A 13,804-nucleotide genomic window follows, 5' to 3' on the forward strand; every position below is an offset into this window, starting at 1 on the left:
GGCATGAGCCGCCGGGTCGTGATCGCCCTGCTCCACGACGTGAGCTGGGCCCCGCCGGGCATCGACCGGGCGACGTGGCGGCGGGCGCTGGCGGAGGACGTGGTCGACCTGCTCAGTACGCTCGCCGCGGCCGAACCGGCGATCGCGGTGGGTCCGGGCGACCGGTCCCTGGCGGCGGAGGTGTCCTGGCCCGGCACGCCGGTGTACGAACTCCCCGCGGCCACCCCGGCCCACGCCCTGCGAGCGGCCGCCGCCGACGGCTATGAGCTGGGCGCGGTTCTCGTGGCGGACGCCCCCGATCTGCCCGGGATGCTGATCGGCAAGCTGCTCCAGCCGCTGACCAGCCGGACGGTCGCGGTGGCGCCGGCGGCCGGCGGCGGGCTGCTGGGCGTGGCGAGCCGGTTGCCGGTGCCCGACTGGCTGCCCGCGGTGGACCTGGACACCGGCCGGCCCGAGGACCTCCGCGAGGTGGCGCCGCGCCGGGCGGTGGTGGCGGTCACGCCCGGTTGGCACCGGCTGCGCACGCCGGCCGACCTCGCCCGGCTCGACCCGGCGCTCGAAGGCTGGGAGGCGACCCGGACCCTGCTCTCCGCCGGAGATCGTGGACACCTGACGGGGTCATAGGCCCCACGGGCGACCGGTCCGGGCCGCCGGCGACAGGTCGCACCGCGGGCCAGACCGGTCGTTGTCCACGATCGCGGAGGTCAGGAATCGGGCGCGTCGTCGCCGAATTCGTTCTCCAGATCGCTGAGGTCCAGCGGCGACCGGGCGTACGTGTCGGGGTCGGCGAACGCCTCCTCGTCGGGCAGCAGGTCGGGGTGGCCCCACAGCGCGTCCCGGCCGGACACCCCCCGGTGCTCGGTCAGCGCCGCCCACAGCGCGGTGGCCTCGCGCAGCCGGCGCGGCCGCAGTTCGAGGCCGACCAGGGCGGCGAAGGTCTGCTCGGCCGGCCCACCGGCGGCCCGCCGGCGGCGGAAGGCCTCGGCGAGGCGGACGACGTCGGGCAACCGGTCGCCGGCGGCCCGCTCGACGACGTGGCTGACCCAGCCCTCGATCAGGGCGAGGGCGGTCTCCAGCCGGGCCAGCGCCGCCTTCTGCTGCGGGCTGTCGGCCGGCGCGAACACGCCTTCGAGTGCGATCTCCTGCATGCCCTCCGGGTTGGTCGGGTCGAACCGGTTCATGGCCTCCTCGATGGCCTCCCGGTTGACCCGGATGCCGGCCGCGTACGCCTCGACCGCGGCGAGCACGTGCCCGCGCAGCCACGGGACGTGCCCGAACAGCCGCTGGTGGGCCGCCTCGCGCAGGGCCACGTACAGCCGTACCTGGTCGGCGTTGATCTCCAGGCCCTCGCCGTACCGCTCGATGTTGGCCGGGACCAGCGCGGCCGTGCCGGCCGGTCCGAGCGGAAGCCCGATGTCGCCGGCGGAGAGCACCTCGGCGGCGAGCGAGCCGAGTGCGGTGCCCAGCTGGCCGCCGAACAGCGCGCCGCCCAGCGACGTCACCATCGAGGTCATCGGGCTGAGCTGGCCGCGCACCTCCTCGGGGATCAGGTCGGCCATCGCGGCGACCATGCGCTCCGCGACCGGGTCGCACAGCTTGCGCCACACGTCGAGGGTCGCGCCGATCCACTCCGAGCGGGTCCACGCGGCGGTCGCGGCGATGCCCGACGGCAGCGCCGACTCGGGCTCCAGCCACAGATCGGCCAGCCGGAGCGCCTCCGCGACGGCGCCGCGCTCGGCCGGGCTGACGGCGGGGTCGCCCACCGGTCCCTCTCCGGACGCGGGCGGGGTGGGCGCGCCGGTGCCCGCCGGTAGGGTCATCCCGAACGGCAACTGTCCGGCGCCGCCGCCGGGCACGCCGGTGAGGTAAGCCTGGGCGACCTGGCGGGCGAGGTCCCAGTTGACCGGCCCGCCACCGGGCGTGGCGAAGAGCTGTTGCAGCTGGCTGAGGAATCGCTGCATCTGCTGCGGGTCGTTGGGATCCGGGAGGTCGCCACCGCCGGGCAGGCCGAATCCGAACGGGGTATCTGCGGGCACGGTTCCACGGTACGCGACGCCTGCTCGCGGTCACCGCAGAGCGTGCCGGATAGGCTCGCCGCCATGAGACGTCGTGGTGCCACCGTCCTGCTCGGCGGTGTCCTGCTGGTCCTGCTGCTCTGGCAGGCATTCTTCGCGATCCAGGTACCCTACGTGGCGCTGGGGCCGGGTCCGACGGTGAACACCCTGGGGCAGGCCGACAAGCACGACGTCATCAGCGTCACCGGCGCCCCGGTCAGCAGTTCGACCGGGCAGCTACGCCTGACCACGGTGAGCGTCACCTCGAACCTGACGCTGTTCGAAGCGGTCAAGGGATGGATCCAGCACGACTACGCGGTGGTGCCGCGCGAGCTGATCTACCCGCCGGACCAGACCGAGCAGCAGGTCGACCAGCAGAACGCACAGGAGTTCAAAGACTCACAGACCAGCGCCGAGACGGCCGCGCTGACCAAGCTCGGGTACCCGGTGCAGGTCACCGTCGCCGAGGTCAGGCCCGACACGCCGGCCGCCGGCGTACTCCAGACGGGTGACGTCATCACGGCGGTGGACGGCTCGCCGGTGACCACGGCGGCCACGTTGACCGAGCTGATCCGGGCGAAGCCGGCGGGCACGGCCCGTACCGTCGCCTACACCCGCGCCGGTGCGGCCGGTACGGCGACGATCACGCCGCGTGCCGAGGACGGCAACCCGCGCATCGGGGTCACCGTCGAGTCGAAGCAGCCGCACCCGTTCCAGTTGAAGATCGACCTGGACAAGATCGGCGGTCCGTCCGCCGGGCTGATGTTCACCCTCGGCATCATCGACAAGCTCGATCCGACCGACCTCACCGGCGGCAAGGTGATCGCCGGTACCGGGACGATCGACGACGCCGGCAAGGTCGGCTCGATCGGCGGCATCCCGCAGAAGCTCGTCGCCGCCAAGCGCGACGGCGCCACCGTCTTCCTCACCCCCGCGGGCAACTGCGCGGAGGCGATGGCCAACGCGGTACCCGGGCTGCCGCTGGCGAAGGTCGCCACTGTGGACGACGCGCTCGCCGCGCTCCAGGCCGTACGGGAGCACCGGCAGCCGGCGCTCTGCACGCGCTGAGCGGGTCACATCCCGGGCGAGAGCGGCATGTCGCGGGTGGCTTGTGCCCGGTTGGGGGCGGTTCGCGCCCGGATGAGGCCGGCTCGCGCGACCCGACCGGCGCGGGGCGGGCGCTGATCGTGACAGGAGTGCGTACGCTGGTGGCGTTTCATGACGCGAGCGTGCGGAGTCAACCGTGGTAATGCGTACCCCCTTGTCGAGAGTGAACCGCCGGGGCCGGGTCACGGTCGTCGTGCTGGCCGCGCTGTTCATCCTGTTCGCGCTGTTCGATCGCGTGATCAACACGTGGACGGACTGGCTCTGGTTCGACGAGGTGCGCTACCGGCAGATCTTCGCCGGGATCCTGACCACGCGACTGGTGCTGTTCGTGCTGTTCGGCGTCGGCATGGCCGCGATCGTCGCGCTGAACCTGTACCTGGCCTACCGGTTGCGCCCGCTGCTGCGCCCGCACTCGCTCGAACAGCAGACCCTCGACCGGTACCGGCTGCTGCTGGCGCCCCGCGTCGGCACCTGGATCGCCGGGTTCTCCGCGCTGGTCGGGTTGTTCGCCGGCCTGTCGGCCCAGGGGCGCTGGCAGCAGTGGATGCTGTTCGCCAACGCGCAGAAGTTCGGGGTCACCGACCCGGTGTTCGGAGTCGACGTGGGCTTCTACGTCTTCGAGTACCCGTTCTGGCGCTACCTGCTCGGCGCCGCCTTCACCGCGGTGGTCGTCTCGGTGCTCGGTGCGCTGGCGATGCACTACCTGTTCGGCGGCGTCCGGTTGCAGGGCGCCGGCGACCGGATGACGGCGGTCGCCCGCGCCCACCTGACCACGCTCGTCGCGGTGTTCGTGCTGCTGAAGGCCGTCGCGTACTTCCTCGACCGGCGCGGCCTGCTGCTCGGCCACAACGACAGCGCCGACGTGTCCGGCGCCGGGTACACCGACATCAACGCGCTGCTGCCGGCCAAGGAGATCCTCGCCTGGATCTCGGTGGTCGTCGCCGTCGCGATCATCGTGTTCTCCAACGCCTGGATGCGCAGCCTGCTGTGGCCGGGCGTGGCGATGGGCCTGCTCGTCATCTCGGCGGTCGCGATCGGCGGCATCTACCCGTACGCGGTGCAGTCGTTCACCGTGAAGCCGAGCCCGCTGAGCAAGGAACCGCCGTACATCCAGCACAGCATCGACGCGACCCGACGCGCGTACGGGCTCACCGACGTGACGGTGAACGGCTACGACTCGGCGAACACCACGCCGTCGGCCGAGCTCGCCGCGGACAAGGGGACCGTGCCCAACATCCGGCTGCTCGACCCGGCGGTCGTCTCCGACACGTACACCCAGTTGCAGCAGGCACGCGGCTTCTACGACTTCGGCGAGAAGCTCGACATCGACCGGTACCCGTTCGAGGGCGCCACCCAGGACTACGTGGTGGGCGTCCGGGAGATCAACTACGGCAAGTTGAGCGCGCAGCAGAGCAACTGGCAGAACAAGCACACCGTCTACACGCACGGGTACGGGTTCGTGGCCGCACCGGCCAACAGGGTGGTCTGTAGCGGGCAGCCGCTGTTCGTCTCCGGCTTCCTCAACGACGGCACCAAGGACGACAAGAAGCCGGCGGCCGGTGGCGGCAGCGAGGCGTGCTCGACGCCGACCGAGCAGATCAGCACGGCCCAGCCGCGCATCTACTACGGCGAGCGGATGAGCGAGTACGCCGTCGTCGGTGGCGCCGGGAAGAACACCGAGTTCGACCGGCCGACCAGCGGTGACGACCAGTACTTCACCTACGACGGCAAGGGCGGGGTCGCCATCGGCGCCTACTGGCGCCGCCTGCTCTACGCCGCCAAGTACCGCGAGACGAACTTCATGCTGTCGAGCGTGTTCAACGAGGACTCGAAGCTGATGTACGTGCGCACCCCGCGCGAGCGGGTCGAGAAGGTGGCGCCGTTTTTGAAGATGGACGGCGATCCGTACCCGGCTGTGGTGAACGGGCGGGTGGTCTGGATCCTCGACGGCTACACCACCTCGTCGACGTACCCGTACTCGCAGCGGGTCGACCTGCGCGACGCCACCAGCGACGCGCAGACCGGCACCGGCACCTTCGCGCAGGCCCGCGAGGAGATCAGTTACCTGCGTAACTCGGTCAAGGCCACGGTGGACGCCTACGACGGCACGGTGAAGCTGTACGCCTACGACGAGTCCGACCCGGTCCTCAAGGCGTGGAACCAGGCGTTCGGCGGCAAGCTGGTCGAACCCCGCAAGAACATCCCGGCGGAGCTGGAGAAGCACTTCCGGTACCCGGAGGACCAGTTCAAGGTGCAGCGTGACCTGCTGGCCCGGTACCACGTGACCGCGCCCGACCAGTTCTTCTCCGGGCCGAACTTCTGGCAGGTGCCGGACGACCCGTCGCCGGACAGCGCGCAGCGCGGGCAGAAGCAGCCGCCGTACTACCTGGTTGCCCAGTTCCCCGGGCAGGAACAGCCCCGGTTCCAGCTCACCGCGGTGATGACCCCGAGGAGCCGGCCCAACAACCTGGCGGCGCTGCTGTCGGCGTCGCTCGTGGACGGGAAGCCGCAGCTCCAGCTCCTGCAGATGCCGGAGGGCGCGCCCACCGCGGGCCCCGTCCAGGTGCAGCAGAACATGACCAGCACGCCGGAAGTGACCAAGGACCTGACGCAGTTCCGCAACCAGAACTCCAAGCCGGTCTACGGCAATCTGCTGTCGCTTCCGGTCAACGGCGGCATGCTGTACGTCGAACCGCTCTATATCCGCAGTACGAACGAGAACTCGTACCCGTCGATGCGCAAGGTGCTCGTCACTTTCGGCAAGTACGTGGCGTACGAGGACACCCTGCAGGCCGCGATCGACAGTCTGATCAGGCAGGCGAGCGGCCAGGCGCCGCCGTCGACGACCCCGCCGGCGACCGGGCAGCCGTCCACGCCCACGCCCACGTCCCCGTCGCCGGCTTCCGGTGCGGTGTCCGAGGCGGCTGCCAAGATCCAGCAGGCGATCACCGACCTGCGGGCCGCGCAGCAGAGCGGCGACTTCGACAAGTACGGGCAGGCGTTGAAGGCGCTCGACGACGCGGTGAAGCAGTACCAGGCGGCGCAGCAGGCGGCCGGTGGGACGACCGCCCCGGCGGCGGGGTCCCCGACGCCGACCCCGTCGGCCGGCGCGTCGCCGTCCACGAGCCCGTAGCGGTGTCACGCCCTTCGGATCTTGGTAAGTTCCACCCCGCTCGGAGGTCGGGACTTACCAAGATCCGAAGGTGTGGGCGGGGCCACCGGAATCCGATTTGGTGATCGCGAGCCGGGTGCGCTAACGTTTACGAAGCGACGCGGGGTGGAGCAGCTCGGTAGCTCGCTGGGCTCATAACCCAGAGGTCAGAGGTTCAAATCCTCTCCCCGCTACCAGGGAAAACGCCCCCTCAGAGATCATCTGAGGGGGCGTTTTCGCGTCTCGTGTAGCCAGCCTGTAGCCAGCGGCTCTGCTACCAGGCCGCCCCACCCGGAGAGCGGATGACCCGTGCCGAGCGGGGCGGCCTGCGCTACGTCACCTGCGGTGCCGCCGGCCGTAGGCGGCGAGCAGGATCCCGGGGATTGCGGCTAGCGTCATCTCCACGACGCTCGTGCTGACCCCCGACCAGTCGGTTACCACCGGGTACGCGATCGCGAAGCACAGGACGATCACGATCACCAGCACAGTCGGCTGTCCGTCAAGGGGCCGTGATGGGACGTGGGGGTCTGCGGGGACGATCGTTAGAGACATCGGTCTCCTTTCTGCGTTTAGAGCTGGATGGGCTAACGGTTCGTGCGCATTTACGGATCACATCTGGCGCACGCCCGAAGCTACGTGTTGCAGCCGACCGTCCACGCACGACACGCCGATCCCGCCTGAATGCTGATCCGGCGAGGCTGTCAAGGTTAAACTTGACGCGATTCCCGGTAACGGATCAAGTCGCGACTCGTTAGAGGGAATCGGGTAGAGTCGTGATCAACTCAATGACCAGCCAATATGCTCCCGAGCTGTCTTGTTCAGAGCTGGATGGGCTACGGGAAATTGAATGGCACCCGGGCGCTCCCGGGTGCCATTCGCTGTCATTTGTGAGTTCTTGCTATAAGTGCGAATCTCGCTGCTTCCCAAAGATGAGCCGTGCCATCAGCTCCGCCACCTGCCGGTCATGACCGCTGCTCCGATGGCCATAGATCCGCCCCGTCACGTCGATCCAGGCGTGGCCGATCCGGTCGCTGGCGATCTTGATATCCACGCCTGCGCCGAGCGCCAGCGTCGCGTACGTGTGCCGCACGTCGTGGAGCCGGATGGACGGCACTCCGGCCGCGTCGACCAGGCGGTTCAACCGACTGGTCGACGCGGCCGGGTGTAGCAGTCGGCCATCCGGGTGGCAGAACAGCTTGCCGTGGTCTTGATAGCCTGCGCCGAATCCCTGCCGTTCTTCGTCCAGCATGGTCAGGTGCCGACGCAGGTAAGCGACGGTGAACGCGTCGAGCGAGATAGTGCGGTTGCCGATCTCGGTCTTGCCGTCCGAGTCGATTGCCTTGCCGTCGACCACGACTCGCGTGTCGCCCAGCTCCAGCGTTCCCGCGTCGAGGTTGAGTAAAGCGCGTTCGGCACCCGCCAGCTCCGACCGTCGCATGCCCGTGGTCGCGACGAGTACCCACATGGCGGCGTCCCGGTCGTCGACGGCCACCTTCAACCAAGCTGCCAGTTGATCGGGCGCCCAGGTCGTGCCCCGCCTGCGTTTGCTGCGTCTGCTCTCGCGGGGCAGGCTCGCGTGCGCGGCCAGGTTGTAGTCCAGATATCGCCAGGCCACCGCGTCGCTCAGTGCCCGGTGCAGCATCCGGTGCACGTTCTTGACCGTCTTGGGTGCCAGGTCGGGTGTCGTCGCTACCGGCACTCGGCCGCGCCGGTACCGGTACCGATACACCGCATGTTGCGCCGCGTAGACCGATAACTTGCAGTTGCCGGCGATCTCCTTTGGCTTGGGATCCACGCCGGCCCGGCGGCGGCCGACCAGCACTCGTACATGATCGTGTTGGTATCCCGTTTGCGGCGACCTGCGCTGAGCAGGTGCCGGTATAGGGCGTCGAGCGCCGGTACGTCGATATCCTGCAGCCGCCGCTTGCCGATGTTCGGCAGCACGTACGCGTCCCGGTAGTCGACGTAGTTCACGAGGATGGCGGTGCCCTCGATAATCCGGTGTGGTCGGGTCATGCGGCGATCCCTTCAGTGGCGACGGACTCGGCGCGGAATCCGCCGGCGATGGCGGCGCGGGTGTCCCGGTCGTTCTGTCCGGCCGCGCGCCCGGCGGCATAGAGGGTGGCGTGCGCGTCGGCGCAGGTCAGTGCTCCGGCGGCGACCATGCGGGCGACGCCGCGGGCCGCGCCGTAGAGCGTGGTGCGGCGCCGGCCCTCGGGGGCGCGGGCGACGGCGCCCAGGTGCGCGGGGAGCAACGCGACCGGATCTGAGATGCCCCGCCCCCCGCAGGTGGGGGTTGGCGTGCCGATCGGGGCGGCGGCCGGCTCGGGTGGTCGGCAGGCGGCGAGCAGCGGCGGGGCATCTCAACCTCGGTTGGCGGCCCGTCAGGTCAGACATGCGGCGCATCATCACGGATGCCTGGGCAGCCTGGTGATGAGGGCAGGCTGAGGCCCCCCGCTTTCGCAAGGCGCTGGTTGCCGAACCAACCAGCCGCGTAGTTCGACCACGAGTGGAACTGACTACCACGCTAACATCGATTGATGAACGTGGACCAGTATGGTTGACTAATATGCGGGTGTCTGCACACTGGACTCATGCGGCGGAGCGAAAAGCACTAGCCATGCCTGCGCTATCGGGTGAGCTCGCTCGGATTTTCCGATTCTTGTGGGGCTTCTTAGATGAGCAAACGCTGCCAGTAACGTCAGCTGTTTTGGCGATGCTTATCTCGTTATGGGCGGCCTTTATCTCGCGTAAGAGCATGCGTGCTAGCGAGAGGAGTGCAGCGGCTGCGGAGCTACAAGTCAATCACGCTGCTCGTCAGGCCGAATCCGCAGAGCAGCAAGCGATTGCGGCCATGGAGCAAGCGGCTACGGCAGGTGCGGAAGCTAGCACGGCGTATCAAACCTCGCAGCTATCCGCGTTAGAGGTGGCGCGCGCTCGAATTGATGCGGCGTTGCCGCGCATAGCGGTAGTGATCTTTCGCAAGAATGGATTCGCGGAAATAGCTGAAAGTAGGGGCGACTTACCCGTTCCGCTGACGCCGTCACCAAACGAGGATGCTCTTCTGCTAGAGCATTGGCCTCACTGGTCCTGGGACGCCTTCTTTGTGTCGCATGGGTTTCTGCACAATTTTGGGAGTGATCCCGCCCGAGTTATCGCGTACGATGTCCAGTTCTACGCTGGGCGGCACCCCTTTACGGATGAAGAGATAGCTGTGCCCCCTCGGGATGTCCAAGGCGCATACCTCCTCTATCCTGGCGACTATGCAATCTTTCAGGTTTTGGCAAGTAAGCAGGTTGATACGTGGGTCGAAATTCTTAGTAAGCGTAAGCGTGAGGCCGAATTCTGCGAATCGCTTCTCTGGTTCTATCCGGCTGATTCCGACAAGCCAGAATGTGGGGCTAGGATTCGCACTGAGGGTATGCCGCTCCGTCGAGTAAAGCCTCAGGATGCGTATGCCGTCTTTGACCCGCGAAGCTATTTCAGTGTCGCCATCGAGTTTGTGCGGGAGTATCCGGATTCCCCCGAAGAGGTATCGGCTGAGCTGAGAGATGATAAGGACGAGCTGTTTCGGCTTGCGGTACGCAAGCAAGCACGCGAGGAAAGGCGCAGGTGGTTGCGTGAGCGTGCTGGTTCTGACGCATCAAGAGCGGCTTTCGACGGCGGCGACGGTGACAGCAGGGAAAGTGGCATTCATGGGCCCGAGTAACTAGAGCATAGCCGCCGTTGCTGTAGTCGCTGTCTGGTGCAGACCTGATTACTTCTTCGCCTTGCGCTGTATCATCTTATTTCCAAGGAATGCTGTCACGACCGCAGCCAGGCTGGACCCGACAATTGTGGCCCCTTCGGCAGGTGCATTGTGGTCGACAAAATACCTTGCGAGCCAAACTAGCGCGAGGGTGGCAACCAACGCAGCGCCAATGGGAACAACCGACATAATTAGCCGTATGATTTGTATAGCCACCTCAAGTCGTGCCATATTTCGTTTGTGGCGTATGTTCCTTTGTATTTCCTTGAAGAGTACCTTCCCTGATCCCTCAACCGCCCTGTCCCATGCTTCAGCCTTTTTTATGCTTGGCAGGTCGCTCCATGGAGGGGCCGCTGTATCAGACATTTTCCCGGTCCTGGTAGCCTGGTGGTGGGCCAAGTTCACTATAGAAACGCCCGAGTTCATCTTCGATTTCCCGCCAGGCTTGTAGCGCGAGTGTCGTATCGCTTGATGCGAGCACACGCGCAGTGTCCAGCGAGACAACGCTTGCCCTGATCCGGGTCTTCAAGTCGTTGTACTTTCGATAAAGCGGCCTTATGAACGGCGTCAGTGTGCCCACAACTAGGTCACGACCGTACCGCGCTTTCGGTACCGACTCTGGATGCTCCAGTTCGGCGCGCAATGCCCAATCGAGATCATCGGCGCTGAGCGTGCTGACGTCTCTACGTAACGCGTCAAGAGACGTAATCTCCGTTATGATCCGGTCCGCAAGGACCGTCTGGCCGAATCGTTCAGAGAGCCTTTGCCAGCGGAGTAGTCGTGGCAGTTCTCTGTCGACCAGATCATCAACTGCATATCGGGCGCCCCGGTATAGATACAGCTTGTTTAGACGTAAGGCGCGGCGGTTATACAGCCGGCTGGTTGCTACTAATGCGCATCGCCCTAGAAACCACACCGTCAGCATTCCCGAGGGGAGGACAACGGCGATGTGGAGGTGTTGTAAGTCGTTCGTGAGTGTCCATCCGGTGAGGGACGCGGCCAGCATGAGGACGATCAGGCCGCTTGCGAGATCGACTTTAGTTAGCGTAATAATGCGCATGCTCGTAGCATTGACGCGGGTAAGGTGAACAACCAGGCGTGCAATTATCGCAAGCGCTTCGGCGGTGGGGGTGAAAATTCTGGCCCGCTTTTGATGCTTGGGGCGGGGATTATCTGACTGCCTCTCGTTTTGAAACCTCTGCCTGGTATCTGGCGGAGGTTCGTTCGTGGCGCTCTGATAGTGTGTATCGCGCGCTGACTGTATGTCATGTGCTAAATGTTCGAGCCAGACCAACGCCTGCTGCTCGGCATTCGCAACTTGGTTGAATTCCTCGCTGGCGCTCTGCTCAAATAAGTTGTGGAGCCAGCTGTCGAGGTTGTGTGTTCTCATCTCGCCACCCCCGTCCCACTTAGTAGTCGGGTGCCTTCAGTTTGCTCAGTGTGTCTGGCTGAGTACGGATTGACAAGGCTCGCAGGGATGATGCCGACGCGGAGCGCTACATGTGTGCTTGTTTGCGCTGGTGGAGACGCGCGGGATAATGAATTGTCGGATCTACGACTATTTCTTGACAGGGTGCGCTCATGGTCGGCCTCCCTGCGCGGGGCTGAGCGCGAGCGAAGGTGGGCGTGACGTGGAGAAGTGCGTATCGCAACGCCTCGAGGTCAAGGTGGGGAACGGATGTGTGCCGAGTGTGCTGGTGGCAATCGAGGCGTCGCATGAGCGCGTCGCGTCGCGTCTGGACCTCCGGCTCGCCGCGCGTACGCCGGCTGGTCGTCCCACAGACCTCGAAAGTGTGTGAGGGGATCGTCGGCAGCGTGACCAGACGTGTGACCAAGACGAGCGGCTATCGGCCGGAACGACTGCGGCGACTCGAGGCGGATCTGAGCCTTTGTGCAGCTCAGGTGGGTTATCGCGGCACGGATGAGATAGCTCGCGGGCTACTCATAACCCAGAGGTCAGAGGTTCAAATCCTCTCCCCGCTACCAGGGAAGACGGCCCGCCGGAGATCATCCGGCGGGCCGTTTCACGTAGTGGTGAGTGGTCAGCGCCGACACCGTTGAGGCGGGCGGTCGGTGCGGGATCGCTGCCAGGATTGCCACCACAATCGCCCGGTCCAACCTCGCCAGTACCTCCGCGCAACCTGCGTAGTGGGCAGCAAGGAGGCAGTCAATAGGGTATGGAGACATGGGCCAGGCGGAGCGCGATGGAGATGTCTGGCGGCTGTACCGCGGCCAGGAGCTCGTCGGCGAGATTCGCGGCGCACACTTCTACGCCATGTTCAGGACCGAGGGCCAGTTCCATCCTCGGGACTTCTTCGAGCAGGACCTCCGTGCACTGTTTGAGGACGCATCCGAAGGCCTGCGGACTGGAGACTTCGAGCGCAGTGGTCGTGCGTCCAGGATCATCCTGGAAACCTTGACCTTGACCGACCCTGACGGCGCGCCAGTTCCTCTCTTCAACCTAGTCATCGAGGGCGACTCGGCACGCTTCCGGCTCAAGAGAGCTGACTGAGGCACATGTGTCTCCCCGTCGCACCCCCGAGTACCTGGTCGATCGCGGGACCGGGTGAGACACGACGGGACGTCGGCGTGAGCGACGAACACGAATACCAGGAGGCCAGGCGGCTGGGGTGCAGATGGGGCGGAGGGCGTGGGATTCGAACTCGCGAGGACGGGGACCGTCTGGCGGTTCTCAAGACCGTTGTGGTTTGGCCGAGGTTTGGGAGCCGGTGTCCTACATGTCTTCCGGCTGACCGTCGCTGTCGACGGCCGCAGAATCGGCGGTTGTCCGGTGAGCCTGGCGCTCTTGCCGGTACTTCTGTCCGACGACGGTGGTCTGTAGTAGCCACAGGCCGTTGACTAGCTTGCGGATGCCGGCCAGCGTCTCGTCGTGGTCGTCGGCCCCGGAGATTCGGGCGACCACGGTCTGGCCGTCGCGGACGGCCAGGGTGGGCTTGCCGTCGCCTTCGTCGAGCGTGAGGACGTACTCGAGCGCCGTCGACAGCACGTGTTCAAAGGGTGCAGAGTCAGCGGTCACCGGTTGTCCTCCATGAGTGGTGGCCCACCGTCGTTGCCCATCTGGGCAATGACGTCATTCAGCCGAGCGCGGCAGTTGAGGTCGAAGCGCTGTTCGGCAGCGAGCTGCCAGGCGGTGCAGGGCCACAGTCGACCGCAGCGGCAGCGCCACCGTCGCAGCGCTCGGCGGTGGTGCTCGCGCAGCGTCTGTTCGATGTCTGTGCGCTGGTCCATTGCCAGGCCTTCCCGGTGCGCCGGGGGATAGGTGAGGGGTTGCCGGGGGTCCAGGGCAGGGAGTCTTGGGAGGGATTCCCGCCCTGGACCGGTTGACCACCCGGCGCCAACCGGGGCGGTCGCTACCAACCTACGATTGGTACCGGTTGGAGGTCAACCGGTTGGAGGACGAACCATCGATCGGTAGCGGTTGCGGGAGAAGGTGGCACAGTGATCGAATATCCCCGCCAACCGGGGAGTGTCACCATGCCCAAACAGCGCTACGAAGAGGTCGCCGACGACCTCCGGGGAAAGATCAAGAACGGCGAGTATCCGCCCGGATCCCGCCTACCGAGCCGGGCCGAGCTGATGCGCGAGTATCAGTGCTCGGACACGGTCATCGGCAAGGCGATGATGCTGCTGCGCGCCGAGGGGCTGACCGAGACCCAGGCCGGCGTGGCGGTGTACGTGAAGAAGCACTGACGCACTGACACGGGCGACCTTCGACCGCACGAG

General features: G+C 66.3%; 13 protein-coding genes and 1 tRNA gene. 7 read left to right on the forward strand and 7 right to left on the reverse strand.

The genetic code is table 11. The annotated features are described in order from the left end of the window. Positions 1-3 precede the first annotated feature (3 nt). The gene (locus ACNTMW_RS20100; protein ID WP_426635229.1) at positions 4-624 is read left to right on the forward strand and encodes a hypothetical protein; all 621 of its coding nucleotides are present in this window, start codon (positions 4-6) and stop codon (positions 622-624) included. A gap of 80 nt (positions 625-704) precedes the next feature. On the opposite strand, the gene ACNTMW_RS20105 is transcribed toward ACNTMW_RS20100, so the two are convergent. Further along, positions 705-1,961: a zinc-dependent metalloprotease gene (locus tag ACNTMW_RS20105; protein WP_426635365.1), complete on the reverse strand. Its 1,257-nt coding sequence runs from the start codon at positions 1,959-1,961 to the stop codon at positions 705-707. Between the two features lie 138 nt (positions 1,962-2,099). On the opposite strand from ACNTMW_RS20105, the gene ACNTMW_RS20110 reads away from it, so the two are divergent. The 3 genes from ACNTMW_RS20110 to ACNTMW_RS20120 all read left to right on the forward strand — a co-directional run bounded on the left by ACNTMW_RS20110 (position 2,100) and on the right by ACNTMW_RS20120 (position 6,509). Further along, positions 2,100-3,122 carry a YlbL family protein gene (locus ACNTMW_RS20110; protein ID WP_426635230.1) on the forward strand — a complete coding sequence of 341 codons (1,023 nt, stop codon included), beginning with the start codon at positions 2,100-2,102 and terminating at the stop codon, positions 3,120-3,122. A gap of 181 nt (positions 3,123-3,303) precedes the next feature. Beyond that, on the forward strand, positions 3,304-6,294 hold the full coding sequence (locus ACNTMW_RS20115; protein WP_426635231.1) for a UPF0182 family membrane protein: 2,991 nt from the start codon (positions 3,304-3,306) through the stop codon (positions 6,292-6,294). Positions 6,295-6,432: 138 nt separating this feature from the next. Beyond that, positions 6,433-6,509 (forward strand) — tRNA-Met (locus ACNTMW_RS20120). A 139-nt stretch (positions 6,510-6,648) separates the two neighbouring features. Here the strand turns inward: ACNTMW_RS20120 and ACNTMW_RS20125 are convergent. The 3 genes from ACNTMW_RS20125 to ACNTMW_RS20135 all read right to left on the reverse strand — a co-directional run bounded on the left by ACNTMW_RS20125 (position 6,649) and on the right by ACNTMW_RS20135 (position 8,567). Beyond that, the gene (locus tag ACNTMW_RS20125) at positions 6,649-6,798 is read right to left on the reverse strand and encodes a hypothetical protein (protein ID WP_426635232.1); all 150 of its coding nucleotides are present in this window, start codon (positions 6,796-6,798) and stop codon (positions 6,649-6,651) included. Between the two features lie 412 nt (positions 6,799-7,210). Next, positions 7,211-8,134: a tyrosine-type recombinase/integrase gene (locus tag ACNTMW_RS20130; RefSeq protein WP_426635233.1), complete on the reverse strand. Its 924-nt coding sequence runs from the start codon at positions 8,132-8,134 to the stop codon at positions 7,211-7,213. A gap of 190 nt (positions 8,135-8,324) precedes the next feature. Further along, complete coding sequence (locus ACNTMW_RS20135) at positions 8,325-8,567, reverse strand: hypothetical protein (protein ID WP_426635234.1); 243 nt, start codon at positions 8,565-8,567, stop codon at positions 8,325-8,327. Between the two features lie 365 nt (positions 8,568-8,932). On the opposite strand from ACNTMW_RS20135, the gene ACNTMW_RS20140 reads away from it, so the two are divergent. Continuing rightward, a complete protein-coding gene (locus ACNTMW_RS20140; RefSeq protein ID WP_426635235.1) occupies positions 8,933-10,021 on the forward strand; it encodes a hypothetical protein in 1,089 nt (362 codons plus the stop codon). A gap of 397 nt (positions 10,022-10,418) precedes the next feature. Here the strand turns inward: ACNTMW_RS20140 and ACNTMW_RS20145 are convergent, their stop codons facing one another. After that, complete coding sequence (locus ACNTMW_RS20145) at positions 10,419-11,450, reverse strand: hypothetical protein (RefSeq protein ID WP_426635236.1); 1,032 nt, start codon at positions 11,448-11,450, stop codon at positions 10,419-10,421. Between the two features lie 795 nt (positions 11,451-12,245). On the opposite strand from ACNTMW_RS20145, the gene ACNTMW_RS20150 reads away from it, so the two are divergent. Beyond that, complete coding sequence (locus ACNTMW_RS20150) at positions 12,246-12,572, forward strand: hypothetical protein (RefSeq protein ID WP_426635237.1); 327 nt, start codon at positions 12,246-12,248, stop codon at positions 12,570-12,572. Between the two features lie 222 nt (positions 12,573-12,794). On the opposite strand, the gene ACNTMW_RS20155 is transcribed toward ACNTMW_RS20150, so the two are convergent. Together ACNTMW_RS20155 and ACNTMW_RS20160 are read right to left on the reverse strand one after the other, a co-directional pair. Then, on the reverse strand, positions 12,795-13,097 hold the full coding sequence (locus ACNTMW_RS20155; RefSeq protein ID WP_426635238.1) for a hypothetical protein: 303 nt from the start codon (positions 13,095-13,097) through the stop codon (positions 12,795-12,797). Continuing rightward, the gene (locus ACNTMW_RS20160) at positions 13,094-13,309 is read right to left on the reverse strand and encodes a hypothetical protein (protein WP_426635239.1); all 216 of its coding nucleotides are present in this window, start codon (positions 13,307-13,309) and stop codon (positions 13,094-13,096) included. The genes ACNTMW_RS20155 and ACNTMW_RS20160 overlap by 4 nt, the downstream gene beginning before the upstream one ends. A gap of 246 nt (positions 13,310-13,555) precedes the next feature. Here ACNTMW_RS20160 and ACNTMW_RS20165 point away from each other — a divergent pair, with 246 nt between their 5' ends. After that, complete coding sequence (locus ACNTMW_RS20165; RefSeq protein ID WP_426634264.1) at positions 13,556-13,771, forward strand: winged helix-turn-helix domain-containing protein; 216 nt, start codon at positions 13,556-13,558, stop codon at positions 13,769-13,771. Positions 13,772-13,804: the final 33 nt, after the last annotated feature.

The organism is Planosporangium spinosum (assembly GCF_049999945.1).
GTDB lineage: Bacteria > Actinomycetota > Actinomycetes > Mycobacteriales > Micromonosporaceae > Planosporangium > Planosporangium spinosum.

Coding starts and splice junctions, on each gene's coding strand:
- ACNTMW_RS20100 (WP_426635229.1), top strand. CDS start 4: ATGAGCCGCCGGGTCGTGATCGCCCTGCTCCACGACGTGAGCTGGGCC.
- ACNTMW_RS20105 (WP_426635365.1), bottom strand. CDS start 1,961: ATGCAGCGATTCCTCAGCCAGCTGCAACAGCTCTTCGCCACGCCCGGT.
- ACNTMW_RS20110 (WP_426635230.1), top strand. CDS start 2,100: ATGAGACGTCGTGGTGCCACCGTCCTGCTCGGCGGTGTCCTGCTGGTC.
- ACNTMW_RS20115 (WP_426635231.1), top strand. CDS start 3,304: ATGCGTACCCCCTTGTCGAGAGTGAACCGCCGGGGCCGGGTCACGGTC.
- ACNTMW_RS20140 (WP_426635235.1), top strand. CDS start 8,933: ATGCCTGCGCTATCGGGTGAGCTCGCTCGGATTTTCCGATTCTTGTGG.
- ACNTMW_RS20145 (WP_426635236.1), bottom strand. CDS start 11,450: ATGAGAACACACAACCTCGACAGCTGGCTCCACAACTTATTTGAGCAG.
- ACNTMW_RS20150 (WP_426635237.1), top strand. CDS start 12,246: ATGGGCCAGGCGGAGCGCGATGGAGATGTCTGGCGGCTGTACCGCGGC.
- ACNTMW_RS20160 (WP_426635239.1), bottom strand. CDS start 13,309: ATGGACCAGCGCACAGACATCGAACAGACGCTGCGCGAGCACCACCGC.
- ACNTMW_RS20165 (WP_426634264.1), top strand. CDS start 13,556: ATGCCCAAACAGCGCTACGAAGAGGTCGCCGACGACCTCCGGGGAAAG.